This is a genomic window from Burkholderia sp. 22088 (assembly GCF_052045915.1).
In the GTDB taxonomy this organism is placed as follows: domain Bacteria; phylum Pseudomonadota; class Gammaproteobacteria; order Burkholderiales; family Burkholderiaceae; genus Burkholderia; species Burkholderia cepacia.
The window spans coordinates 304,933-327,149 of the sequence record NZ_JBQEPY010000005.1 but is presented as its reverse complement, the minus strand read 5'-3'; the positions used below and the strand labels follow the sequence as shown (position 1 = coordinate 327,149).

Here is a 22,217-nt window from a genome sequence, read left to right as displayed (position 1 = left end):
ATCGCCATCAAGGAGGTTCGACCATGACCGTTCACGCCCCCGGCCGCCACCACGCCGTGCCACCGGCTGCCGGACTGCTCTGGCTCGCCACGTCGCGCCCGCCGTCGAAAGACAAGACGGAGGAGCGCATCGACGAGGGACTCGAGGAGACGTTTCCGGCCAGCGACCCGCCCGCCGTTGGCGGCGCGACCCGTATCGACCCTGCCAGGCCGTCCGGCGAGCACGAACGCCGCGCGCCGCACGTTCCTTCCCCGCCCCGCGATCACGGCTGACGGCGGCACCCGGCTCGCGCTGCGCGGCGGTGCAGCGGCGCGCCGGAGCAATCCGGAGTTGATCTGATGAAACGCCTTGAACGCAGATGGCATGAAATCAGCGGCGCCGCCGGCGTCGCGGCGCTGGCGGCAATCGAAAGCGCAGTGGTGCTCGTGATCGTCGCGATGACGGGCATCGGCCACTGACACCCTGTACGGCCCGTTCTCGGCTTGCGCTGTGGAAGATGTACAAGCGGGCTGGCAAATTTCTCCGTCGCACGGCCGTCGAGGCCCGGCGTGTGCCCCGGCGTGTGCGGTACGCGCGCGGCACGCCATCTGCTTGCACATCGTCCCGCTCACGAAGGAGGCTTCATGTATCGCGTCACCGAGATCATGTCGCGCGACGTGGTGTGCGTCGCGCCGACCGACACGATTCGCCACGCGGCCGAGCTGATGCGGCGCTTCGATATCGGCGTACTGCCCGTTTGCGACGGCGACGAACTCGTCGCGATCGTGACCGACCGCGACCTTGCAGTGCGCGGGCTGTCGCACGGCCATTCGTTCGATACGCCGGTGCAGGCGGTTGCGTCGAGGCCCGTGCAATGGTGCGTCGAGGACGACGGTGTCGGCGACGTCCAGCAGCGGATGGCCGACGTGCAGCTGCATCGATTGCCGGTACTCGACCGTCACCGGCGGCTGGTCGGCATGGTATCGCTCGGCGACATCGCGACGCGCGCGGGCGGCCCCGAGCGCGACGAACTGGCCAATACGCTCGAGGACGTGTCGCTGCCGCGCCGGCGCTGACCGGCGCCGTTCATATCGGCGACCCGCCCGGGTGCCGCTTCGACCAGGAGGTGTTCGATGACAACCGACAGACCGTCGCGCGACGCCACGCGCATCGTCGGCGACGACCGCCGCACGGCCGGCGGCGGGCCCGGGCCCGACGTGATGGCCGCCCGCACGCTCGAAGGCGATCGCGTGCTGACGATGGACGGCGACGACATCGGCCAGGTCGACGACATCATGCTCGACGTGCGTTCCGGCCGCGTCGCGTATGCGGTCGTTTCGTCACGCGGCCGGCCGGGAATCGGCGAAAAGCTGCTCGCGGTGCCGTGGAACGTACTCGTGCTCGACGTCGAGCGCCAATGCTTCGTGCTGCCCGTGGCCACCGAACGGGTGCGCGAAGCCCCCGGCTTCGACAGGAATCGCTGGCCGGCAATGGCCGATCCGGACTGGGCCGAGGCGCTGCATGCGTACTACGGCAGTTCGCCGTACTGGCTCATCGAGGAAGGCGAAACGGCGATCGACTCGCCGCCGTACGAGGCGTCGCCGGAAGGCCCGGAAGGCGGCAAGCGATAACGCGATCGTCGGTCAGTGCGCGGCCGCCACCGCCCGCTCGAGTTGCCGGGCGGCTGCCAGATGCGCGTTGAGCATCGGCAGCGTGTTGGCCGCGAACGCGCGAAGCTGCGGATCGCGGCCGTTCCGTGCCTCTGCTTCGTAGAGCCGGATCGCCGCTTCATGCGCGCGCGGGCCCGCCAGCGCGACATAGGCCGTGTCGAACGCACGCCCCTCCCTGGTTCTCAATGCCGTGACGGCCGGATCGACGAGCATCCGCGACTGCACCGGCAGGCCCTTGGCCGCCCCGAGTTGCTGCAATTCTCCGGCGATCCGTCGGTGATCGTCGACCATCCGGCGCGCGAACGCCTTCACGTCCGGGTTCGACGAGCGGTCGAGCGCGAGCTGGCTGGCCTGCCGCTCCACCTTGCCGATCATGCCGGCCTTGTCGACGAACTCGGCATCGATACCGGTCGGCCGCTGCGTCATGCCGGCCTCGTCGGCCGTCGTGCCGGGGCGGATCACACCCGGCCCGACCTGCGCCGACGAAGCGGGCGACGCCTGGGCCGGCGGGCACGCGGCGGCCAGCAGGCCGACGGTCGCGGCCAGCACGGTCGCCGCCGGCCGGCGGGTTCGGTTCGCTTTCATTCCGACCTCCGTGTGTCGCGACGGCACGCGCCGGTTGCGCGGGCTCCCGTCACGCCGGGCGCCGGGACGACGTGAAGAAATCGGTCCACGCGCCGTGCCGCCACGCCCCCTCGGTTCGCTCCACCGACAGCGCGCCGGCGGCGAGCATCGTCCGCTCGGCGAACACCCTCGTGCGTCGCGTCACATGCGCGGCGAGCACGACACCGTTCTCGCACTGCTGCAGCGCGCCGTGGCCCTCCGGCGCATCGCCGCGCATCTTGCCGAGCGCGCCGCACAACGCGCCGACGTAACCACCGACCAGCGGCACGCCGACCCATGCATGCGGCGAATGGAATCCGCCCACGTAGAGCAGCGCGGCTCCGGCCAGCCCGGCAATCGCCCCGATCGCCACACCCGCCAGCGCGCCCTTCCCGCCCGGCCGCGCGGCGGAATCCGCATACGCGTCGCCGCCGAGCCAGAACAGCGCGTGCTGCCCGGGCGGATTGAGAAAGAAGACTTTCACGTCGTCCCGATGCACGAGGTGGCCGCGCAGTTGCTCCGCGCAATGTTGCGCCTGCTCGAGCGTCGAAAAACGGCCGGCAATGATGGTGTCCATGTCGATCCCTCCTGCCCGGCAAAGTACCGGACCGGGCCGCGCGCACGCGGCGCGCGACCGGACCGGTGCTTTGCCGGTGCCTCACGTTGCTTCCGGCGGACCTGCCGCCTGTCGAGCACGCGGCTCACGCCGTCGACGTCGGCGCTGCCGCTCGTCGGGTACGCTGCCCGACAGTTCGGCCACGCGATGGCGAACCTGCACGTCGATATCGCTCGATGCCCGGGCTACCCGCCGCTACCGGTCATGCGGGTTCCGATCGTGCCCGGCATCCGGCGCGACATCGGCGATCACGCTCGCCAGCGTCGGCATGTCCACCGGCTTGCACAGATACGCGTCGAAGCCGGCGGCCATCACGCGGTGCCGGTCGGCGTTGCCGGCGTGCGCCGTGACCGCGACGACAGGCAGATGTCCGCTGCCGCCCGGCAAATGACGAATGCGGTCGAGCAGCCAGAAACCGTCGCCGTCGGCCATCGCGAGATCCGACAGCACGACGTTCGGCGCATCCTGTTCCACCACTTCGAGTGCGTCGTGCCCCGATTGCGCGGTCGACACCTGCGCGCCCATCGTTTCGAGTGCCGCGGCGAGGCTCGCGCGCGAGGTCGCGTCGTCGTCGACGACGAGCACGCGCCGGCCGTCGAGCGCCACCGTATCCGGCGTGCCCGCCGCGTGCAGCAGGTCCTCGGCAGGATCGTCGACATCCCACCGGGTCGGCAGCGTGACCGTGACGGTCGTCCCGCGCCCCGTGCCCGCGCTTGTCGCGACGACTTCGCCGCCGTGCAGTTGCGCGATGTTGCGCACGATCGACAGGCCGAGCCCGAGGCCGCGCCTCGGCGATGCGAATGCGCGTTCGGGCCGGCTGAATGTCTCGAACAGGTGCGGCAGGTATTCCGGCGCAATACCCTGCCCCGTGTCGGCGACCGACAGCCGCACACGCTCGCCCGCCCGGGTCAGCGACACGACGACGCGGCCGCCGGACGGCGTGAACTTGATCGCGTTCGACAGCAGGTTCGACAGGATCTGGCGCACGCGCTCGCGATCCGCCGGAATCACGCAGGTCGCCATTTCGTATTTCGTCGAGAGATCGAGCCCGTTCGCCTGCGCCGTCGCGTCGAGTTCCCGCATGGCATCGCGCACGATCCGCACGAGATCGACCGGCACGCGCTCGAGGCGCAATCGGCCCGTCGCGAGCGACGACGCGTCGAGCAGGTCGGCCACCATGTGCGACAGCGACCGCGCGCTGCGGTCGATCGCGTCGACCGCCTGTTGCGCGAGCCCGTCGCCGTCGACGTTGCGCAGGACCTCGACCCAGCCGTAGATCACGTTGAGCGGCGTGCGCAGTTCGTGCGACACCGTGGCCAGCAGTTCATCCTTCAGCCGGTTCGACGCGTCCGCCTGTGCGCGTGCGTCGCGCGCACCGCGCAGCGAGCGCATGTTGCGCCGCTCGCCGCGGCGCCGTTCGTGCGCGTCGCGCAGCGTCATCGACAGCCCCGTGCAGTCGCCCCGCGCATCGACGATCGGCGACGCGGCGAAAGTCGCACGAAAGCGGCCGCCGTCGCGTCGCACGCACAGCACGTCGAACGGACCGACCGGCGCACGGAGCGTCGCGAACGATCCGGACAGCGGATGCCGCCGCAACCAGCGCGGCGCGATCAGCTCGGCGACGTCGAGCCCGGCGGCCTGCGCCGCATCGATGCCGAAGATCCGTCGCGCGGCCGGGTTCCAGCTCGTGATCCGGTGTGCGGTATCGACGCCGACGATCGCGTCGGGCGACGCGTCGACCACCCGGCGCAGCAGGCCGTCGTCGGGTACGGGCACGCGCGCGGCCGGCGAAGGCTCGCCATGCGGCTCGCGGGCGCCGGCGTCGCCGTCGTCATGGAATTCGCGGAGACGATCGCTTGCGAGCAGCGGCTTCACGGCCATCACGAGCACGCACTCGACGAAGCTGATCGCGACGAACGCGCCGGCCTGCTCGAGCAGCGTGGCCAGCGGCGCGTTGCGCCACCAGAGCGCGCGGATCACGGCCACACTCGCGGCGGCCGCGACCAGGCCGCCGCCGAACGACGCCAGCCATGCGACGGCCGCAACGCCTGCATAGAAAGGCAGCGGCGCAAATGGCGCGTGCCCGCCGACGACGCGAACCGTCCACGCCTGCAGCGCGGACGCCAGCCCGACGGCCAGCACGACCCATGCACCCTGCCGTAACAGCTCACGGGTCAGGGTCCTCATTGCATCCTTGCCTCGCGCCGGCTCCCGTCGCACGGCGTCATGCCGCTTGTCGACCAGCCTGCCGTCGAGCGTGCCGGGCGAGCCTGATGGCACCCGCAAGCGACATGCCCGCTGCGTGCTTCAGGCGGCCGGCCGGCGCCAGCCTGCCGGGCTGCTCCGAAGGCCGCGGCCGGTCGGGCGCCGGCCGGTATCGGGGTACGCATCGACGCAAGGCGTCGCGACCGTCTTTTTCATCGGCACGCTGTAAAAAAGCACCGATGTGCGCCTGGACCTCGGAAGTGCCGCGATTCGTGCCGTGAATCGATGGCCTGTTTCTTCCGCCCCCGCCACGCACATTGGAAATTTCTATTCCGCGGCACCTTCGTGGTCGTTTCGCTGTCGATGATAAATATTGCAATCAACGGAACGGGTGATGCCGATTTTCAAAACGACCCGCTAATGCCGATGGGAGATACCGCAAACCGTTCGAAGCAGCGTGCAGACGGCCGCCGTTTGTCGGGCCGCTCGTCCGCGATGCGCGCGCTGCTCGGCCGCATCGAAAAAATTGCGCCGACCCGCGCCAGCGTGATGATTGCCGGCGAAAGCGGGGTCGGCAAGGATATCGTCGCGCGCCGGCTGCACGATCTCAGTACCCGGCGGGACGGCCCGTTCGTGCCCGTGAACTGCGGCGCGATTCCGTCCGATATCGCGGAATCGCAATTGTTCGGGCACGAGAAGGGCAGCTTTACCGGCGCGATCGCGCAGCGGGAAGGTTTCTTCGAAGCCGCGCGCGGCGGCACGCTGCTGCTCGACGAGATCGCGGAAATGCCCGCGTCGCTGCAGGTGAAGCTGCTGCGGGCGCTCGAATCGAATGCGATCGTCCGGGTGGGCGGCACCGAGCCGATTCCGCTCGACGTGCGCATCGTGTCGGCCACGCGCCACAACCCGGCCGAAGCCGTGCGCGACGGCCGGCTGCGCGAGGACCTGTTCTATCGCCTCGCCGCGTTCGCGCTGTACGTGCCGCCGCTGCGCCAGCGCGACAGCGACATCGAGACGATCGCGCTGGAGTTCGTCGACGCGCTCAACGCGCGGCACCGCGCGCACAAGCGGCTGACCGACGCGGCGATCGCGGCACTGCGCGCGTATTCGTGGCCCGGCAACGTCCGCGAGCTGCACAACACGATCGAGCGCGCGTACATCCTGTCGGACGAAGGCATCGACGTCACGCTGCCGAAGCCCGCGGTGCCGCCCGAGCGTCTGTCGGAGGACACGATGGCGCTGCCGCTCGGCGCGACGTTGCACCATGCGCAGCAGCGCTTCATCGCGGCGACGCTGCGCCACTTCGACGGCAACAAGCCGCGCGCCGCGAAAGCACTCGGCATCAGCCTGAAAACGCTCTACAACCGGCTCGCGCTGATGCGCGACAACGGCCGCTCCTGAGCGGCGCGGCCGTATCGCCCGCGCACCGCATGCCGCGGTTGCGCGGTGCGCAACATGAATTACGCGACCTTGAACCGCCCGACCGTGGTCGCGAGCGCGTTCGCCTGCGACTGCAGTGCGGTCGCGGCGGCGGTCGACTGTTCGACGAGCGCCGCGTTCTGCTGCACCATTTCGTCGAGCTGCGTCACGGCGCGATTCACTTCCTCGATGCCGCGCGTCTGCTCGTTCGCCGCGTGCGTGATCTCGGAGATGATCGTCGTCACGTTCGATACGTTGGAGACGATCTCGCGCATCGTATCGCCGGCCTGACGCACCTGCCCGGACCCGGCCGACACGCTCGCGACCGTCGATTCGACCAGTACCTTCACTTCGCGCGCGGCCTGCGCGCTGCGCTGCGCGAGGCTGCGCACTTCCTGGGCGACCACCGCGAAGCCGCGGCCCTGCTCGCCCGCGCGCGCCGCTTCGACGGCCGCGTTCAGCGCGAGGATGTTGGTCTGGAACGCGATCCCGTCGATCACGCCGATGATGTCGCCGATCCGGCCCGACGCTTCCTCGATCTTCTCCATCGTCGCGACGACGTCCGACACGACCACACCGCCGTGCGACGCGATCCGCGACGCGGCTGCCGCGCGTTCGTCGGCCTGGCCGGCGGCCGCCGCCGACTGGCCGACGGTCGCGGTGATCTCTTCCATCGATGCGGCCGTTTCCTCGAGGCTCGCCGCCGCCGATTCCGTGCGCGACGACAGGTCCTGGTTACCCGCCGCGATCTCGTTCGCGGCCGTGCGCACCGATTCGCTCGCATCGCGGATCTCGCGCATCACGTCGTTCAGCTTGTCGACGAAGCTGTTGAACGAGCGTGCGATGTCGGCCACTTCGTCACGGCCGTCGGCCGGCAGGCGCTGCGTCAGGTCGCCGGCACCCGAGCCGATCGCGGCCATGGCCTGGCGCACTTGCGACAGGCGGCGGAACGCGGTCGCGGTGATCGCGCCGATGATCAGCGACGCGACGCCGACGATCACGAGCAGCGTGATCAGCGAAGCGGTCAGCAGCGAGCGCATCCCGGCCGTCGCCTCGTACTTGTCGAGCAGCACCAGCGCGTACCAGTCGGTGCCCGGCACGGGGCGCGCGCGCACCAGCTTCGCGTCGCCGCCGACGCTCACCTCGACCGGCGCGGTCGCGGCCGCGATCGTCGCGCCGTTCGTCGCGCCGAGTTCGGGCGACACGTCGGCGACCGGCTTCAGCGTGAGCTTCGGGTCCGGGTGCGCGACCACATGGCCGCTGCTGTCGATCAACATCCCGAAGCTTGCGGGCGTCGGGTGGATCGACTTCACGTTCGCGATCACGGTGTCCATTGCGACGTCGGCGGCGACGACGCCCTTCAGCGTACCGTCGCGCAGGATCGGCACCGCGAACGTGACGACGAGGTTGCCCGTGCCGGCATCGACGTAAGGCGGCGTGACGACCGGCTTGCCGGCCTGCGCGGCCTGCTTGTACCACGGGCGGCCGGTCGGATCGTAGTCGGGCGGGATGCCGGTCGGGTCGGAGAAGTGGAACGCCTTGTCGGCGTAGCCCGCGTACACGTTCGTGAAGCCGCCGGCCGTGGCCATCTGCTTGAACACCGGCAGCGGATCGGGCGTCAGCGCGGCATCCTGCAGCGACGCGATCATCCGGCTCCGGGTGGCGACCCAGTCGGCGATCCCGACCACGTGTCCGCTTGCGACGGAGGTCAGGTTGCGGTCGATCGCGTCGTCGTTGTACGAGCGCGCGATGAAGTAGTTGATGAGCGTGGTGGCGACGAGCGCGAATACGACGATGGCGACGCACGCGGCGAGAATGCGGGCGCGGATGGACGAGAACATGGCAACGACTCGGTAAGGGAGCGCGAACGCCCGGTGGACGAATTCACCGGGTAAACGGCAATCGCGCCGCTTACTTGAGGCCACTGTGACAATTCAGTGAAACGTCTGACAAAACGCAATGCCGATCGTCAGCGGATCGTCGGCGAATCGTCAGGATGACTGCGCGGTCCTGCGACGCGCGCGCACGCCGCCGGGACGCGACGACGGTACCTGCGCGCTTGGGCAGGATGAGTCGAAAAGGAGGTCGAGACAGGCCGGTTCCCGGTCGACGGATGCATGCGTGTCGATTGGAACCCGGCCGTGGCGCGGCGACGGATCGCGCCGCGCCCGCGTCATCAGTTGCGGCGCGCGCCCGTCAAAGGCGATGGCCCGGACGCGGATCGGCTTCCGCGGGCGGCCCCTCGGCCCGCGTGTCGTTGTCGAGCTCGTCCTGCCGGCGCATCCGTTCGCGCAGGTGCCGGATCGCGAACACGTGGATGTAATCGTGCACCCGCGCGTCGGACGACAATACGCGCACTTCGTCGTCGAGCATCGCACGCAACTGATCCGCGCCGATCGCGCGCTGCCTGGCGGCTTCCTTGAGTGAATCGAGCAAACTGTCCTTGGACATCGACAGACTCCTGACGGTCGAGGAACGAAAAGAAGACGGTACTGGAAGCTTAAAGACTGAACGGCCGCGCGGCGTGCGATGCGCCGGCGCGTGTTTGCGCGCGATCAACGGCACGTTGCGTGCCGTCGTGCCGATCCGTCCCCGAACCGGCCGCGCAAGATTCGCGGCGCAAACGGCCCGCGAACGAGACTGGAAACCTGCCACGCCACCCCGGGGCGCGGCACCGGCTGGCGGGCGAACGATGGGACGCTGCTCGACGCCGATGCATCCGCGAACTTAGACCGGCCGAAATCATGCGTCAAGCGCGCTGCGCCACGCGCCGGCCATTCGTCGGAACGAACGGGCCGGATCGTCGCCCGGACGGCCGATCGGGCGCCCTGCGTGTCAGCGGATTCCGATACGCACCGCGCAATCCCTGACAGCGAGTTCAGCGCACGCTGCTTGGCAGCGTACTGGCGCCCCACGATACTGGTGACATGGACGAAACGTTCATACAGGTCATCGCTCAGCCGGCCGTCGAGCCGGCATGCGGGGCCTGGCGCAGGAGACCAACCATGGCACATCGCAACTTACCGGGCCGGGACGGCCAACGGCGCGCGTCGGGCAACGCACGCGCCCTGCCCGCCCAGGCCGTGCCGGCCGGCAACCGTCCGTCGGACGATATCGACACCTTGCTTGCACTTGCTCGCGAAGCCGGGTTGCTCGTCACGCTCGACGGGCAGATCGGCCGCGAGAAGTACCAGAGCGTCGCGGGCTCGGTTCTCGCGTTGCAACGGTTCGCCGCGGCACTGTGCGCACGGGCCGCACCCGACGCGCCGGCCGCGGTCGAGGCACGCCGCAAGGCGCGCCCCGGCTGGCCGCATGCAAACCGCCTGCGCAACCGTACATGCGGCCTATGCGCGCCGCTGCACGTCGCGCGCCAGCACCCGCGGGTACGCCGCGGCGCTGGCCGGCGACACGACTTGCGGTCGATGCTTCGCACCGGCTGAGCGGGCAAGCGGCCGGCACGGCACGGGGCCGTGCAATGGCTGCTCACCGCGCAACGTCGGCAGCGCCTGCCGCACGCCGAGCCTGTACGACGGCGCGGCAACGGTGAGCCCGCCGCGACCCTCACCGCGCCGCATCGGCGCAACCGCGCGCCATCACGCATCACCACGCGCCGTTCCACACGGTCGCAACGACAACGATTCCTGCGGGGAATGCACTTCAGACGGGGCCAACGACAACACCCATGCGGAAAGCGGACGGGGTGACTTGCACCCCGCCCGTCCTCCAAGGCAGCCGACGGCTGCCTACCCTCGTGCCAGAGAGTTCTCGGCCGGATGACGCGCCGTGCATCGCACGTCGCGGCTCCGGAAAATGATGTGATGCCGGTGAATGCACCGTCGATCACGGCCTTCGACGCTCGCGCGGCTGCGCGGTGCATGCACGACAGACCGGCCGCGCGGCCGGTTGTTCCGTCAATGTCTCACGCGATACTTGCGCCATTTCTGATGCAGATCAAACCAGGCCGGTTTCGATCTCGACACCGCGCGATTTACTCGGTACCGCGCACGAGCAGCACGGGCACCTGGGCGAGATGCGCCACGCGACGCGCGACGCTGCCGATCAGCCAGGCGGCGATGCCGCGCCGGCCGTGCGTGCCGACCACCAGCAGTTCGGCACGCCAGTGCACGGCGTCGCGCATCAGTGCATGGGCGACGTCGTCGCTGGTCGGGCGGGTTTCGACGATACCGCGCTTGGTCGGGTTCCCGGTCGCATGGAACAGTGGGCCGATCTTCGCGAGTGCATCCTCGCCCTCCGCGCGATAGGCATCCTCGAGCGCGCGCACCGGCACGATATCCGTCAGACGAACCGCGCGATCGATCACGTATGCCGCGTACAGCAACGTTGTCGGCGTCGCGAAGCCGAGCCCGACGCGCACCGCGTGCAGCGACGGCTCGCTGCCGTCGACCGCGAACATCAGCCGCTGCAGGCCGCCATTCGACGGCAACGCATAGGCGGCCGGCACGATCAGCAGCGCGCAGCGCGCGCGTGTCGTCAGCGTGTCCGACATCGCGCCTTCGACGAGCCGCAGCAGCCCGTGATGCGGATTCGCGCCGACTATCAGCACGTCCGCGCGCCATTCCGACGTATCGTTCACCAGTGCATCGGCCACCGAGCCGCCCGTCACCGACGTATCGACGATGGCCTGCTCGACCTCGATCCCGCTATCGGCGAACAGCGCGGCGATCCGCTCGTTGGTGGCTTGCGCTTCGCGCATCATGTCCTCGCGCGCGGACGTCAGCAGCGCGTCGATGCGCGGGATGTCGGGCAATACGAGGCGGGGGTTGTCGATTGCGCAGACGATGCGCAATCGCATGCCGGGACGCAGCAGCGTGCGCGCGTAGCGTGCGGCGGACAGCGATTCGGGCGTCGGATCGACGGCCAGCGCGATCCGCGCAAGCGTCGGGATGGACTGGGCAGGCTGCATGGCGAAGGCCTCCGTGCGTGCGCGTCGTCGTGGAACGACGACGGGAGCTTCGCGCGGAAGCGGCGCGCGGCGGCCGGACGGCCGCCGCGGTCGCGGGGATCGGCGGGGTGTCACGCGAAGCGCGGACAATCGATGCGTTCAGCATAGGACGTCCGGCCCGCGCGTGCATGATCGCGATCAAGGGTCGCGCGGGCCCCTGCCCGCGCCGCTTACGACTTCGTCGGCACCGATGCCGTCGGACGGTTCGCGTAGAACAGTGCATACGCGATGCCGAGCAGCACGATCCACACCGGCCCGATCACGAGCGCGACGCGCGTGTCGGGCGTGAACGCCATCAGCACGACGACCAGCACGAGAAAACCGAGGGCGACGAACGAACCGAGCGGATAGAACGGCACGCGGATCGGCAGGCGCGCGATCTTGTCGGCCGACAGCGTGCGGCGAAAGCGCATCTGCGCGATCAGGATCACGCACCACGTCCAGATCGCGCCGAACGTCGACACCGACGTGAGCCACGTGAACACGTGCTGCGGCGCGAGATAGTTGAGCAGCACGCCGATCAGCAGCAGCGCGACCGAGACGATCACGCCGTACACCGGCACGCCGTTGCGGTTGACCTTGCCGAGCTTGCTCGGCGCCTGGCCCTGCTGCGCGAGGTTGTAGAGCATCCGCGCGGTGCTGAACAGGCCGCTGTTGCACGACGACAGCGCCGCGGTCAGCACGACGAAGTTGATGATGCCGGCGGCAGCCGGGATGCCGAGCCGCGAGAACGTCATCACGAACGGGCTGCCCTGCGTGCCGATCTGATCCCACGGATAGAGCGACATGATCACGAACAGCGCGCCGATGTAGAAAATCAGCACGCGCCAGAACACCGAATTCACGGCCTTCGTCAGCGACTTCTCCGGGTTGCGCGCCTCGCCTGCCGTGAGACCGAGCATCTCGACGCCGAGATACGCGAACATCACGATCGGCAGCGCGGCGATCACGCCGTTGATGCCGTTCGGCATGAAACCGCCGTGCGCCCACAGGTTCGACAGGCCGATCGCGACACCGCCGTTGCCGATGCCGAACGCGATCATCAACCCGCCGCCGATGATCATCAGCACGATCGTGACGATCTTGATCAGCGCGAACCAGAACTCGAATTCACCGTACAGCTTGACCGCGATGAAGTTCACCGAGCCCATCGCCATGAGCGCCGCGAGCGCCCAGATCCAGTTCGGTACGGAGGGGAACCACATGTGCATGTAGACGCCGACCGCGGTGATTTCCGCCATGCAGGTGACGATCCACACGAACCAGTAGGTCCAGCCGGTCAGGTAGCCGGCCAGCGGCCCGAGGTAGTCGCGCGCGTAGCGGCTGAATGCTCCGGCGACGGGATTGGCGATCGCCATCTCGCCGAGTGCGCGCATGATCAGGAAAATCGCGATGCCGCCCAGCAGGTAGGTCAGCAGGATGGCCGGGCCGGCGACGCGGATCGCGCTGGCCGAGCCGAGGAACAGGCCGACGCCGATCGTCGCGCCGAGCGCCATCAGGTTGATGTGCCGCTCTTCCAGCCCACGGTGCAACTGGTCTTCTGGTTGTTTCAAGTCCGTCTCCTGGCAGCCGTGAACGGGCCGCCGTCATTGTCAATGTCAATGCGCGACCGTTCATGCCGAGCCCGGCATGCCGAAAACGAAATAATCTCCGCCGTCATTTTCCGAATAAGAAACGACACGGATACTGCGTCAATCCGATGGGAATCGCCGCGGATTATCCGTATCTTCCGGAACAATCCGGAAAACGGATCGGGCCTTTCACGGAATACGCCCGTGCGGCCCGTGTGACGCGGCTGAGCGCGTAACGGACGGCACCGGGATCAATCGCTTTCGGCGCGAACGAATACGCGTCGAATGTGCGCGATCATGCGCACGCAATATGCAGACGGGATTATATGGAGGATCAGCGGTTTCGCGCCAGCCGATTTTCGTGGAAATCGTGGCGGGTGAAATCGGCAGCGGAATTCGAATACGCGCGTATCTCGCGCATGGATTTATTTGGACAGCGTCGCGCGCACCGTATATTCGCCTTCGAGCGCCCCGTGTTCCGGCCGCACGAAATAACGCGACGCGTCGAGATCGGCCGGCATCGGCTCGACCGGGTAGCCGTGCTTTTCCCACGCATCGAGGCCGCCCTTCAGCGCGCGGATGTTGTGGATCATCTTCTTGCGCTGCATCTTCGCGATCAGGCGCTTCGCGGTGGCCTCGTTCGGACACACGCAATAGACGACGATCGGCCGTTTCAGCAGTTCGGGGTCGAGCAGGTCCGGCGAATCGAGATCGACCGGCACTGCGCCGGCGATCCGGTACGGTTCGCGCTCGCGAATCGCCTTCGGCCGCGCGTCGAAAATCAGCGGCGGTTCGTCCGACGTCATCATCTCGACGAGCTGCGGTGGCGAAATGCGCACCTGCGCGAGATAACGGCGGAACTGCACGCGACGCACCCAGCGGTACAGCAGGAACGTGATGAAGATCGCGAGGAACGCGTCGAGGATCGTGCCGCCGCTCGCGCGCACCCACAGCACGAACTGGACGATCTGGTCGTGAATGGCCGCACCGCCGACCAGCCAGAACGCGGCCCACAGCGACGCGCCGGCCAGATCCCAGAACAGGAACACGCCGACACCGATCGCGGTCGTGCCGAGCAGCGGCGCCGACACGAGCCCGAGGCCCGGCAGGAACTTGGACAGCACGAGCAGCGGTGCGCCGTACCTTTCGAATACGTTACGCGCGAAACGCAGCGTGGTGTCGAGCGACAGCGAGAAGCGCACGAGGCCGTTCAGCAGGCGCCGGCCGCGCGTGCGGCCCATGAAGAACCACAGCGAATCGGCCAGCATCGTCGCGCCGATCGCCGCCGCGAACATGCTGACCCAGGATGCCTGCCCCATTGCCGCCATCGTGCCGCCGAGAATCAGCATCGGCACGGCCGGCACCGGCACGCCGAGCTGCGTGATCAACACGCTCGCGAACACGGCCCACGGGCCGAGCGACGATGGAATAGCGATGGGAAAGTGCCACACGGCGGCGCTCCTGGAAGACATGCGGCCGCGCGACGAGGGCCGTCGGACCGGCTGGGCAGCGGCCGCCGCGGCACGTCCGCAGCCAACCAGTGCATGACGGGCATTCTAAACGGGTTTGGCCGCGATCGCGCGGAACCCGCGCCTTCGGCGCGGGCTTCAGGAGGCTGCCGGCACCGCTGTAGTGCTCATGCGTCCGGGCGCTGCGCAAGCCGCGCGACGTGTTCCGCGTAGTCGGGAAACGCGGCGGCCAGCGCGGCTGCGTCGGCCAGTTCGAATTCCGCGAACTCGAAACCCGGCGCCACCGTGCAGCCGACGAGCGCGACGTGCTCCGGCGCCGCGCAGCGCGCGCCGAACCAGCTCCCGGCCCGCACGACCGCCTGGAACACGGTGCCCGGATGCGTGAGCGGGTTGCCCAGCCGGTGGATCGTCAACCCGTCGCGCTCGTCGAGCACCCATACCTCGATCGGATCGCCCGCATAGAAATGCCAGACTTCGTCGGAACGGATTCGATGCCACGACGAGTAAGCGCCATCGCACAACAGGTAATAGATCGCCGTCGACGCGGCGCGCGGCGCGCCGTCGGCGGGACGCACGACCGAATCGGTCGCACGGTAGGTTTCGCGGAAATAGCCGCCCTCGGGGTGCGGCTGCAGGTCGAACTGGCGAATCAGGTCGGTAGCGGAAATCGGCATGGCGGATGACGTCGGTAAGGTAAGGAACCGGACACCCGGCGCACCGGATCGCTTCGCCCGTCGCGAACGCGACCGCATGCCGCCGGATGCCGCTGGGTCGAACGCCGCGGCCATGCGCGCGGCGAACAAGCGGACACCGGCCGATGCTGCCAGAACTGCGTATCGGGACGCAACCATGGGCATGCGATTGCGCCCATGGGGCGCAATCGGGTGTACCGCCCTCGCCCGGCCGGTGCGACGGAAACGGCCGTCGCGTTCACACGCCGAGCGTCGGCCGGCGCGTCGCGCGTTTCCGTTTCGTCAGGCCGTCATCCGGCGGATCCACGCGACAGCCGCCGCCCGCGGCCGCCCATGCGTCGGCGCCGCGCCCGCGTACGTCACGCAGCCGACGGCGCGACCGGCTCGCTGTGCCGCACCAGCAGCACGGGCCGGTCGGCCGCGCGCAGCAGCGATTCGGCGACGCTGCCGAGCAGCAGCCTGCGCAGGCCGTGCCGCCCGCTCGTGCCCATCACGATCAGGTCGGCATCGGTTTCGGCCGCCGTGCGCATCAGCACGGTGGCGACATCCTCGCCGTAGGCGTCGAGCGCGCGCACGGTGCCCGGCACGTGCTCCTGGGCGAGCACCGCTTTCGCAGCGTCGAGCACCGGCGTCGCGGCATCGGTCGCGGCCGCATCGCCATCGCGCTCGGCCGCGAAACCCGCATCGACGTCGACGAGCTGCGGCCGGTGCTCGACGACATACGCGCAGGTGACTTCACCGCCTGACGCCGCCGCGATCCGGATCGCCTCGTTCAGCGCGAGACGCGCGCTCGGGCTGCCGTCGAGCCCGACGAAAATCCGCTTGTACATGGTCCGTCCCTCCGACCGGGCACGCCTCGCGCGTCGCGCGACGGCGGCCCGTTATCGCCACCCGGCCCGGTGCCGGCTGGCCTGCCGAACAGTCTGCCCCACGTGCCGACGCGCCCGTTGATGCGCGTCAAGTGCGGCCGGCGCGCCCGCTGCTTCACGCCGGTTGCCGCAATTTCTAGTGACCCCATTACAAAAAACGTGTAAATCGCGCACAATTTCATCTTGAAATTAGACGTTGCGTGCAGCCGGTGCGAGTTTTGCCCGGTTTTGCTGCGCTGCCCCCGTGCCACGGGGCGGCCCCCGACAACAGAATGGCCATCGAATGACCGCCAGTGGAACCCCGACGCGTGACGCCCGAGGGCCCACGCGCCTCCAGATCATGTTACGCCAGCCGCTCGCGGCCGGCGTCGTTGCGCTGTGCGCCGGCGCGGCGCTGTCGCTCGGCGTCGCGCTGCTCGTGCGCGAGCAGTGGCAAGGCGCCGTCCATACGCGTTTCGAACGCCGCACGTCGCACGTGACGGCCATGCTCCGCCACGAGCTGCAGTCCGGCGTTGCCGTGCTCGCAGGCGCGCGCGGCGCGTTCAGCCTCGTCCCGGACATGGCGCCCGAGCAGTGGCGCCGGTACGTGGACACGCTCGACCTCGACAGTGGCCGCTCGCCGGTTCGCCAGATCGGCTATGCGCCGCTGCCGCCCGCGACCCGCACCGCGCTCGCCGGCACGAACCCGATGCCGGCCGGCACGCTCGCGACCGCGGTGCTCAGCGCGCCGGCGTCGAATTCGCCCGTCGTGCGCTTCGGCGCCTCCGACGCTGCGCCGCTCGCGCGCGCGCTGCAGACCGGCGACATCGCGCTCGGCGTCCACCCGGCCGACGACGACACATCCCGCGACGCCCGCACCTTCACGCTGTTCGTGCCGGTCGCCGCGTCGCCGCATGCGGCCGCCCCGCCGTCCGGTACGCGCGAAGCCGCCGCCGACGGGGTGCTGTTCGCGGCGTTGAGCCCGCGTCGCCTGATCGAGCGCGCACTCGACGCGGAACGCGGAATCGACGTGTCGATGACCGCCGGCGGCGACCGGCGTGCGATCGTCAGCGTCGAAACGACGACCGACGAGGCGTCGGCATCGCCCGACCTGATGCGGCGCACCGACGAGCTGAACTTCGGCGGCACCGTGCTGGCGCTCGCCTATTCCGCGGACGGCCGCCCGAGCGCAACCGGCGCGCAACGCGCGGCCGGCACCGTGCTCGCCGCCGGGCTGATCGCGTCGATCGCGTTCGCGATGCTCGTCCACGCACTGCTGCGCCGCACCGGTGCCGCCGATTCCGGTGCGAGCAGCCGCGGCATCCTCAACGAGGCGCGGATGATGGGCATCATCCGTTCGTCGATGGAAGCGATCATCACGATCGACGAGAAGCAGACGGTCGTGATCTTCAATCCGATGGCCGAGCAGGTGTTCGGCGTGTCCGCGATGGAAGCGATCGGCGCGCCGCTGTCGCGCTTCATCCCCGAACGGTTCCGCGCCGCGCACGCGAAGCACGTCGACCAGTTCGGCGTGACGGGCGTGTCCGAACGTCAGATGGGCCGCCAGCGGGTGCTGTTCGGGCTGCGCGCCAACGGCGAGGAGTTCCCGATCGAGGCATCGATCTCGCAGATCCGCGACGCGTCGGGCAAGCTCTACACGGTCATGCTGCGCGACATCACCGAGCGGCTGCGCGCGGAGAATGCGCTGAAGCTGTCGCGCGAGGAATTGCGCGAACTCTCGGCGAACCTGCAGAACGTGCGCGAAGAGGAAAAGACCCGCATCGCGCGCGAACTGCATGACGACCTCGGCCAGCAGCTCACCGCGCTGAAGATGGATCTGTCGGTGGTCGAACAGCAGCTGCGCATGCCCGGCCGCGCGCTGCCCGACGCGGGCGTGCTGTCGCACCTGCAGGGCATGCGGCGGCTGATCGACGCGACGGTCGCATCGGTGCGGCGCATCGCGGCCGACCTGCGGCCCGTGATGCTCGACGATCTCGGCCTCGTGCCGGCGATCGAATGGCTCGCGAACGATTTCACGAACCGCTACGGGATCGACGTCGAGCGGCACATCGAAACGGGCGGCCTCACGTTCACCAGCGCGGGCGCGACCACGTTGTTCCGGATCGTCCAGGAAGCGCTGACGAACGTCGCGCGCCATGCGGATGCGACGCGCGTCGCGCTGCGGCTCGACGTGGAGGAAGGCTTCTGCGTGTTGCGCGTCGCGGACAACGGCCGCGGCTCGGCACCCGGCGGCCCGGCCCACGAAGACAAATCGTTCGGCCTGATCGGCATTCGCGAACGCGCCCACATGCTGGGCGGCACCGTGACGATCGACACCGCGCTCGCGCGCGGTTTCTCGATCACCGTCGCACTCCCGCTCAGCACCGTACAACAGGAAACGCTCATCACATGATCAAGGTGCTCATCGCCGACGACCATACGCTCGTACGCGACGGTCTGCGGCATATCCTCCAGAACGCCACCGGGTTCGAAGTGGCGGGCGAAGCCTGCGACGGCCCGTCGACGATCGCGCTCGTGCGCGCCACGCCCGCCCAGGTGCTCGTGCTCGACCTGTCGATGCCGGGCCGCAACGGCGTCGAACTGATCAAGCAGATCAAGGACGAGAAGCCCGCGCTGCGCGTGCTCGTGCTGACCATGCACGCGGAGCAGCAGTACGCGGTGCGCGCGTTCCGTGCCGGCGCGTCGGGGTATCTGACGAAGGAAAGCGCGAGCGCCGAGCTGGTCGGCGCGGTCACGAAGGTGGCGTCGGGCGGCGTCTACGTGAGCCTCGCGATGGCCGAGCAGTTCGCGCAGAGCCTGAACGAGCCGGCCGAGACGTTGCCGCACCAGCGGCTGTCCGATCGCGAATTCGACGTGTTCCGGCGGATCGCGGCGGGCCAGACGCTGACCGAGATCGCCAACGCGCTGTGCGTGAGCGCGAAGACGGTCAGCACGTACAAGACACGGATCCTGGAAAAGATGCAGATGCCGCACGAAGCGGCGCTGGTGCGCTACGCGATGCGGCACAAGCTGCTCGACGAAACGGACGACGTCTAGCGACGTCTGGCAGCGGATGGCGTGCGCCGCCCGGCCGCGGGCGGCTCACCACGCCTACTTCGCGGGCACCGGGCACGCGAGATCGCCTTCCTCGCACGACAGATAGCCCTTCAGCGTTTCGGTGCGCGCTTTCGTCAGATCGTCGAGGCAGGTCGACACGACCATCGGATATGCGTTGCCGCCCTCGGCGTTCGCGCTGGAGAAGCTGCATTCGGCATCGCGATACGCGATCCACGCACGCTGCGCGTTCACGAGCTTGTCGGCGAGCGGCCGCGCATCGCGCAGGCGCGCGGTGACGGCCTGGTAGATCCGGTTCAGTTCCCCGTCGGATTTCCTGTACGCGCGATCGGCGCACGCCGTCATCGCCGCCTGGTCCGTCGCGTCGGCACAATTCGCCTGCGCATGGGCGACGTTCGCCGCCAGCGCCAGTGCGCACAGCAAACCGGTCAAGACACGCATGGATGCTCCTTGTTGTTCGTTGAAGTCGTGGAACCCGGTGCCGGGCCTGTCGTGCTGTCGCGCATCGCGCCGCCGTGCGGCGGCGATACCGATCGCGATGCTAGCGCACGCGCGCCGGCTTGTCAGCCGGCATCGCAGCGCCCGCGACGGCTTGCATATCGGCCCCGCGCACCTACACTGGAAAATCGATACGCCGCTTCAGGCCCGCGCTATCGCATCCATCCCGTCTCCGCTTCCGCGCATTCCTCAGCGCATTTCGCGTTCGCATCGCCGAGCGGGGTGACGACTCGTCAGTCAGGTTCCTCCACCCGGCCCAACGTGCTATCGCCGTCGCTCCCTGGAGGGAATCATGAGCTATCACCTGGAAGGCCGTCTGCTCGAGGTCTGCAACTGTCGCGTACTCTGCCCGTGCTGGATCGGCGAGGACCCGGATTTCGGCGTCTGCGACACGATCGTCGCATGGCATGTCGACAAGGGCACCGTCGACGGCGTCGACGTGAGCGGCAACACGATCGCCGCCGTGTGCCGCGTGCCCGGCAACATCCTGCAAGGCAACTGGACGGCCGCGATCTACGTCAGCGACACGGCATCCGACGTGCAGGAGCAGGCGCTGCTGAAGGTCTACACCGGCCAGGCCGGCGGCCCGATCGCCGAACTCGCGAAACTGATCGGCACGGTCGTGTCGATCGAACGCGCCCCCATCGCCTTCAACGTCGAAGGGGCACGCGGCACACTGTCGATCGGCACCGACTACCACGCGGAACTCGAGCCGTATCTCGGCCCGAGCGGCGCGCAGACGACGCTGACCGACACCGTATTCTCGACGGTACCCGGCGCACCGGTGTTCGTCGGTAAGGCGCCGGTCTACCGGTCGAAAAACGCGGCGATCGGCATCGACGTCGATCTGAAGAATCACAACGCGCTGCAGAGCACGTTCCTGTTCGACGCGTGAAGCGCGATCGCACGCCCACGGTCATGGCTGCTTCGCTGCATCGGCGCCTGTTTCCGCTCGTGCTCGCGAGTCTCGTCGCGTTCGCGTGGCTCACGCTGTGGGCATGGACGCGCAGCCCGTACGGGCGCTACCTCGACCACGGCGACAGCGCATTGTCCGCACCGTTCAGCGCGCTTTGCCGCGCGCTGCCGGGCGGCACGCTGTGGTTGCCGGCCGCGTTCGACGCGGCCGGCTGGACGCTGATGATCCTCGCGATGATGCTGCCGACGACGTTGTCGCTGTTCGATGCGTTCGCCCGCGTCGTCGCGAGCCGCCCCGACCAGACGCGCCTGCTCGCGCTCGTCGGCATCGGCTACGTCGCCACGTGGAGCGGTTTCGGCCTCGTCGCGCACGGCCTGCACGGGCTGGTGCTGGCAGGTGTCGCGCGCGTGCCGGCGCTCGCGTGGCGCGGCTGGCTGATCGGCGCGGCCGTCTTCGCGCTCGCGGGCGCGTTCCAGTTCAGCGGACTGAAGACGCACTGTCTCGATCGTTGCCGCACGCCATTCAGTTTCGTGATCAGCCGCTGGCGTGGCCGCACGCCGATGCGTCACGCGTTTGCGCTCGGCGTCAGCCACGGGCTCTTCTGCGTCGGCTGCTGCTGGGCGCTGATGCTGCTGATGTTCGTCGTCGGCGCCGGCAGCCTCGGCTGGATGCTGGCGCTCGCCGCGTTGATGGCACTCGAGAAGAATGCGGCCTGGGGCCAGGCGCTCACCGCGCCGCTTGGCGCCGCGTTGTTCGGTGCGGCCGTGCTGATCGTTGCCAGCCACGCGTGAGGCCGCGATGCGACCGCTTGCCTCCACGTTCGCGCTGCATGTCCGGCCGGGCATGCGCGTCGCCGCGCTGACGTCGATCGCGATGCTCGCGTTCGCGTCGAATTCGCTGCTGTGCCGGCTCGCGCTGCAGGCCGGACGAATCGACGCGGCCAGCTTCGGCAGCCTGCGTCTCGTATCCGGCGCGCTGATGCTCGCGATCGTCGCGCGCGCGGGGGCGCGGCGGCCCGCCCCGCCTGCGGACTGGCCCGCCGCGGCGATGCTGTTCGTGTACGTCGCGTGCTTCTCGTTTGCGTATCTGACCGTCAGCGCGGCCACCGGCGCGCTGATCCTGTTCGGCGCGGTGCAACTGACGATGTTTGCGGCGGGATGGCACGCCGGCGAACGGTTTGCCGCGACCGGCTGGGCCGGGTTCGGCGCGGCGCTCGGCGGACTGGTGTATCTCGTGTCGCCCGGGCTCGCCGCGCCCACGCCGCGCGGCGCCGCGCTGATGACGGCCGCGGGCATCGCGTGGGGAATCTATTCGATACGCGGCCGTCGGCCCGTCGATCCGGTCGCGGCGACCGCAGGCAATTTCCTGCGCGCCGCGCCGCTGGCGCTCGCGCTGAGCGTCGCGCTCGCCGCCCGCTTTCACGTCACGCCGGCCGGCGCCGTACTCGCCGTGCTTTCCGGCGCGCTGACCTCGGGCCTCGGCTACGTGCTCTGGTACGCCGCGCTGCGGCACCTCACGGCGATGCGCGCCGCGGCGGTCCAGCTCTCCGTTCCCCCCATCGCTGCATGCGGCGCCGTGCTGTTCCTGTCGGAACAGCCGACCTGGCGGCTCGCACTCGCATCGGCCGCGATCCTCGGCGGTGTCGCGACCGTGCTCGCGACCCGGGCGCGCCAGGCGGGCAGCCGCCTCTGAT

Annotated in this window: 22 protein-coding genes and 1 pseudogene; 11 read left to right on the top strand and 12 right to left on the bottom strand. The window is 69.2% G+C overall.

Features of this window, described 5'->3' with window-relative positions; genetic code table 11:
* The first annotated feature begins 23 nt into the window (after nucleotides 1-23).
* The 3 genes from ACTJLD_RS12240 (at nucleotide 24) to ACTJLD_RS12230 (ending at nucleotide 1,610) form a co-directional block, all read left to right on the top strand.
* The gene (locus tag ACTJLD_RS12240; protein ID WP_021162008.1) at nucleotides 24-272 is read left to right on the top strand and encodes a hypothetical protein; all 249 of its coding nucleotides are present in this window, start codon (nucleotides 24-26) and stop codon (nucleotides 270-272) included.
* 351 nt (nucleotides 273-623) lie between these two features.
* Entirely contained in the window at nucleotides 624-1,055 is a 432-nt protein-coding gene (locus tag ACTJLD_RS12235; RefSeq protein ID WP_027791577.1) for a CBS domain-containing protein, read from the top strand.
* A gap of 57 nt (nucleotides 1,056-1,112) precedes the next feature.
* Nucleotides 1,113-1,610 carry a PRC-barrel domain-containing protein gene (locus tag ACTJLD_RS12230; RefSeq protein ID WP_440658858.1) on the top strand — a complete coding sequence of 166 codons (498 nt, stop codon included), beginning with the start codon at nucleotides 1,113-1,115 and terminating at the stop codon, nucleotides 1,608-1,610.
* A 12-nt stretch (nucleotides 1,611-1,622) separates the two neighbouring features.
* On the opposite strand, the gene ACTJLD_RS12225 is transcribed toward ACTJLD_RS12230, so the two are convergent.
* From ACTJLD_RS12225 to ACTJLD_RS12210, 4 genes and pseudogenes are all read right to left on the bottom strand, one after another.
* The gene (locus tag ACTJLD_RS12225) at nucleotides 1,623-2,234 is read right to left on the bottom strand and encodes a DUF4142 domain-containing protein (protein ID WP_440658856.1); all 612 of its coding nucleotides are present in this window, start codon (nucleotides 2,232-2,234) and stop codon (nucleotides 1,623-1,625) included.
* Between the two features lie 49 nt (nucleotides 2,235-2,283).
* Entirely contained in the window at nucleotides 2,284-2,829 is a 546-nt protein-coding gene (locus tag ACTJLD_RS12220; protein ID WP_091919659.1) for a hypothetical protein, read from the bottom strand.
* An 89-nt stretch (nucleotides 2,830-2,918) separates the two neighbouring features.
* Nucleotides 2,919-3,048, bottom strand: a pseudogene (locus ACTJLD_RS12215) (BON domain-containing protein); the annotation flags it as partial.
* A gap of 15 nt (nucleotides 3,049-3,063) precedes the next feature.
* Entirely contained in the window at nucleotides 3,064-5,055 is a 1,992-nt protein-coding gene (locus tag ACTJLD_RS12210) for a PAS domain-containing hybrid sensor histidine kinase/response regulator (protein WP_440658855.1), read from the bottom strand.
* A gap of 46 nt (nucleotides 5,056-5,101) precedes the next feature.
* On the opposite strand from ACTJLD_RS12210, the gene ACTJLD_RS12205 reads away from it, so the two are divergent.
* Both ACTJLD_RS12205 and ACTJLD_RS12200 read left to right on the top strand, forming a co-directional pair.
* Entirely contained in the window at nucleotides 5,102-5,302 is a 201-nt protein-coding gene (locus ACTJLD_RS12205) for a hypothetical protein (protein ID WP_440658854.1), read from the top strand.
* A 134-nt stretch (nucleotides 5,303-5,436) separates the two neighbouring features.
* Nucleotides 5,437-6,474, top strand: coding sequence for a sigma-54 interaction domain-containing protein (locus tag ACTJLD_RS12200; RefSeq protein ID WP_440658853.1), 1,038 nt, complete (start codon nucleotides 5,437-5,439; stop codon nucleotides 6,472-6,474).
* Nucleotides 6,475-6,533: 59 nt separating this feature from the next.
* Here ACTJLD_RS12200 and ACTJLD_RS12195 read toward each other — a convergent pair whose 3' ends face one another.
* Nucleotides 6,534-8,333, bottom strand: coding sequence for a methyl-accepting chemotaxis protein (locus tag ACTJLD_RS12195; protein ID WP_440658851.1), 1,800 nt, complete (start codon nucleotides 8,331-8,333; stop codon nucleotides 6,534-6,536).
* A gap of 355 nt (nucleotides 8,334-8,688) precedes the next feature.
* Nucleotides 8,689-8,943: a DUF3562 domain-containing protein gene (locus ACTJLD_RS12190; protein ID WP_059694877.1), complete on the bottom strand. Its 255-nt coding sequence runs from the start codon at nucleotides 8,941-8,943 to the stop codon at nucleotides 8,689-8,691.
* A 554-nt stretch (nucleotides 8,944-9,497) separates the two neighbouring features.
* Here ACTJLD_RS12190 and ACTJLD_RS12185 point away from each other — a divergent pair.
* Entirely contained in the window at nucleotides 9,498-9,932 is a 435-nt protein-coding gene (locus tag ACTJLD_RS12185; protein ID WP_060195822.1) for a hypothetical protein, read from the top strand.
* Nucleotides 9,933-10,480: 548 nt separating this feature from the next.
* Here the strand turns inward: ACTJLD_RS12185 and ACTJLD_RS12180 are convergent.
* The 5 genes from ACTJLD_RS12180 to ACTJLD_RS12160 all read right to left on the bottom strand — a co-directional run bounded on the left by ACTJLD_RS12180 (nucleotide 10,481) and on the right by ACTJLD_RS12160 (nucleotide 16,017).
* Entirely contained in the window at nucleotides 10,481-11,416 is a 936-nt protein-coding gene (locus tag ACTJLD_RS12180) for a universal stress protein (protein ID WP_091919663.1), read from the bottom strand.
* A 209-nt stretch (nucleotides 11,417-11,625) separates the two neighbouring features.
* A complete protein-coding gene (locus ACTJLD_RS12175; RefSeq protein WP_440658849.1) occupies nucleotides 11,626-13,008 on the bottom strand; it encodes an amino acid permease in 1,383 nt (460 codons plus the stop codon).
* Nucleotides 13,009-13,451: 443 nt separating this feature from the next.
* The gene (locus tag ACTJLD_RS12170; RefSeq protein WP_021159151.1) at nucleotides 13,452-14,477 is read right to left on the bottom strand and encodes a DedA family protein/thiosulfate sulfurtransferase GlpE; all 1,026 of its coding nucleotides are present in this window, start codon (nucleotides 14,475-14,477) and stop codon (nucleotides 13,452-13,454) included.
* 185 nt (nucleotides 14,478-14,662) lie between these two features.
* Nucleotides 14,663-15,169 (bottom strand): cupin domain-containing protein, encoded by a 507-nt coding sequence (locus ACTJLD_RS12165; protein ID WP_027791561.1) that lies wholly within the window; start codon nucleotides 15,167-15,169, stop codon nucleotides 14,663-14,665.
* Nucleotides 15,170-15,546: 377 nt separating this feature from the next.
* Nucleotides 15,547-16,017: a universal stress protein gene (locus tag ACTJLD_RS12160; RefSeq protein WP_060085250.1), complete on the bottom strand. Its 471-nt coding sequence runs from the start codon at nucleotides 16,015-16,017 to the stop codon at nucleotides 15,547-15,549.
* A 322-nt stretch (nucleotides 16,018-16,339) separates the two neighbouring features.
* Here ACTJLD_RS12160 and ACTJLD_RS12155 point away from each other — a divergent pair, with 322 nt between their 5' ends.
* Both ACTJLD_RS12155 and ACTJLD_RS12150 read left to right on the top strand, forming a co-directional pair.
* A complete protein-coding gene (locus tag ACTJLD_RS12155; protein WP_440658846.1) occupies nucleotides 16,340-18,448 on the top strand; it encodes a PAS domain-containing sensor histidine kinase in 2,109 nt (702 codons plus the stop codon).
* A complete protein-coding gene (locus tag ACTJLD_RS12150) occupies nucleotides 18,445-19,092 on the top strand; it encodes a response regulator (RefSeq protein WP_006483707.1) in 648 nt (215 codons plus the stop codon). Before ACTJLD_RS12155 ends, ACTJLD_RS12150 begins: the two co-directional genes overlap by 4 nt.
* Before the next feature lie 54 nt (nucleotides 19,093-19,146).
* Here ACTJLD_RS12150 and ACTJLD_RS12145 read toward each other — a convergent pair whose 3' ends face one another.
* Nucleotides 19,147-19,551: a lysozyme inhibitor LprI family protein gene (locus ACTJLD_RS12145; RefSeq protein WP_440658844.1), complete on the bottom strand. Its 405-nt coding sequence runs from the start codon at nucleotides 19,549-19,551 to the stop codon at nucleotides 19,147-19,149.
* A gap of 349 nt (nucleotides 19,552-19,900) precedes the next feature.
* Here ACTJLD_RS12145 and ACTJLD_RS12140 point away from each other — a divergent pair, with 349 nt between their 5' ends.
* From ACTJLD_RS12140 to ACTJLD_RS12130, 3 genes are read left to right on the top strand one after another with little or no spacing between them, the layout of a single operon-like run.
* Complete coding sequence (locus tag ACTJLD_RS12140; RefSeq protein WP_027791559.1) at nucleotides 19,901-20,503, top strand: DUF1326 domain-containing protein; 603 nt, start codon at nucleotides 19,901-19,903, stop codon at nucleotides 20,501-20,503.
* 23 nt (nucleotides 20,504-20,526) lie between these two features.
* Nucleotides 20,527-21,315 carry a DUF2182 domain-containing protein gene (locus ACTJLD_RS12135; protein WP_027791558.1) on the top strand — a complete coding sequence of 263 codons (789 nt, stop codon included), beginning with the start codon at nucleotides 20,527-20,529 and terminating at the stop codon, nucleotides 21,313-21,315.
* A gap of 7 nt (nucleotides 21,316-21,322) precedes the next feature.
* The gene (locus ACTJLD_RS12130; protein WP_440658843.1) at nucleotides 21,323-22,216 is read left to right on the top strand and encodes a DMT family transporter; all 894 of its coding nucleotides are present in this window, start codon (nucleotides 21,323-21,325) and stop codon (nucleotides 22,214-22,216) included.
* Nucleotide 22,217: the final 1 nt, after the last annotated feature.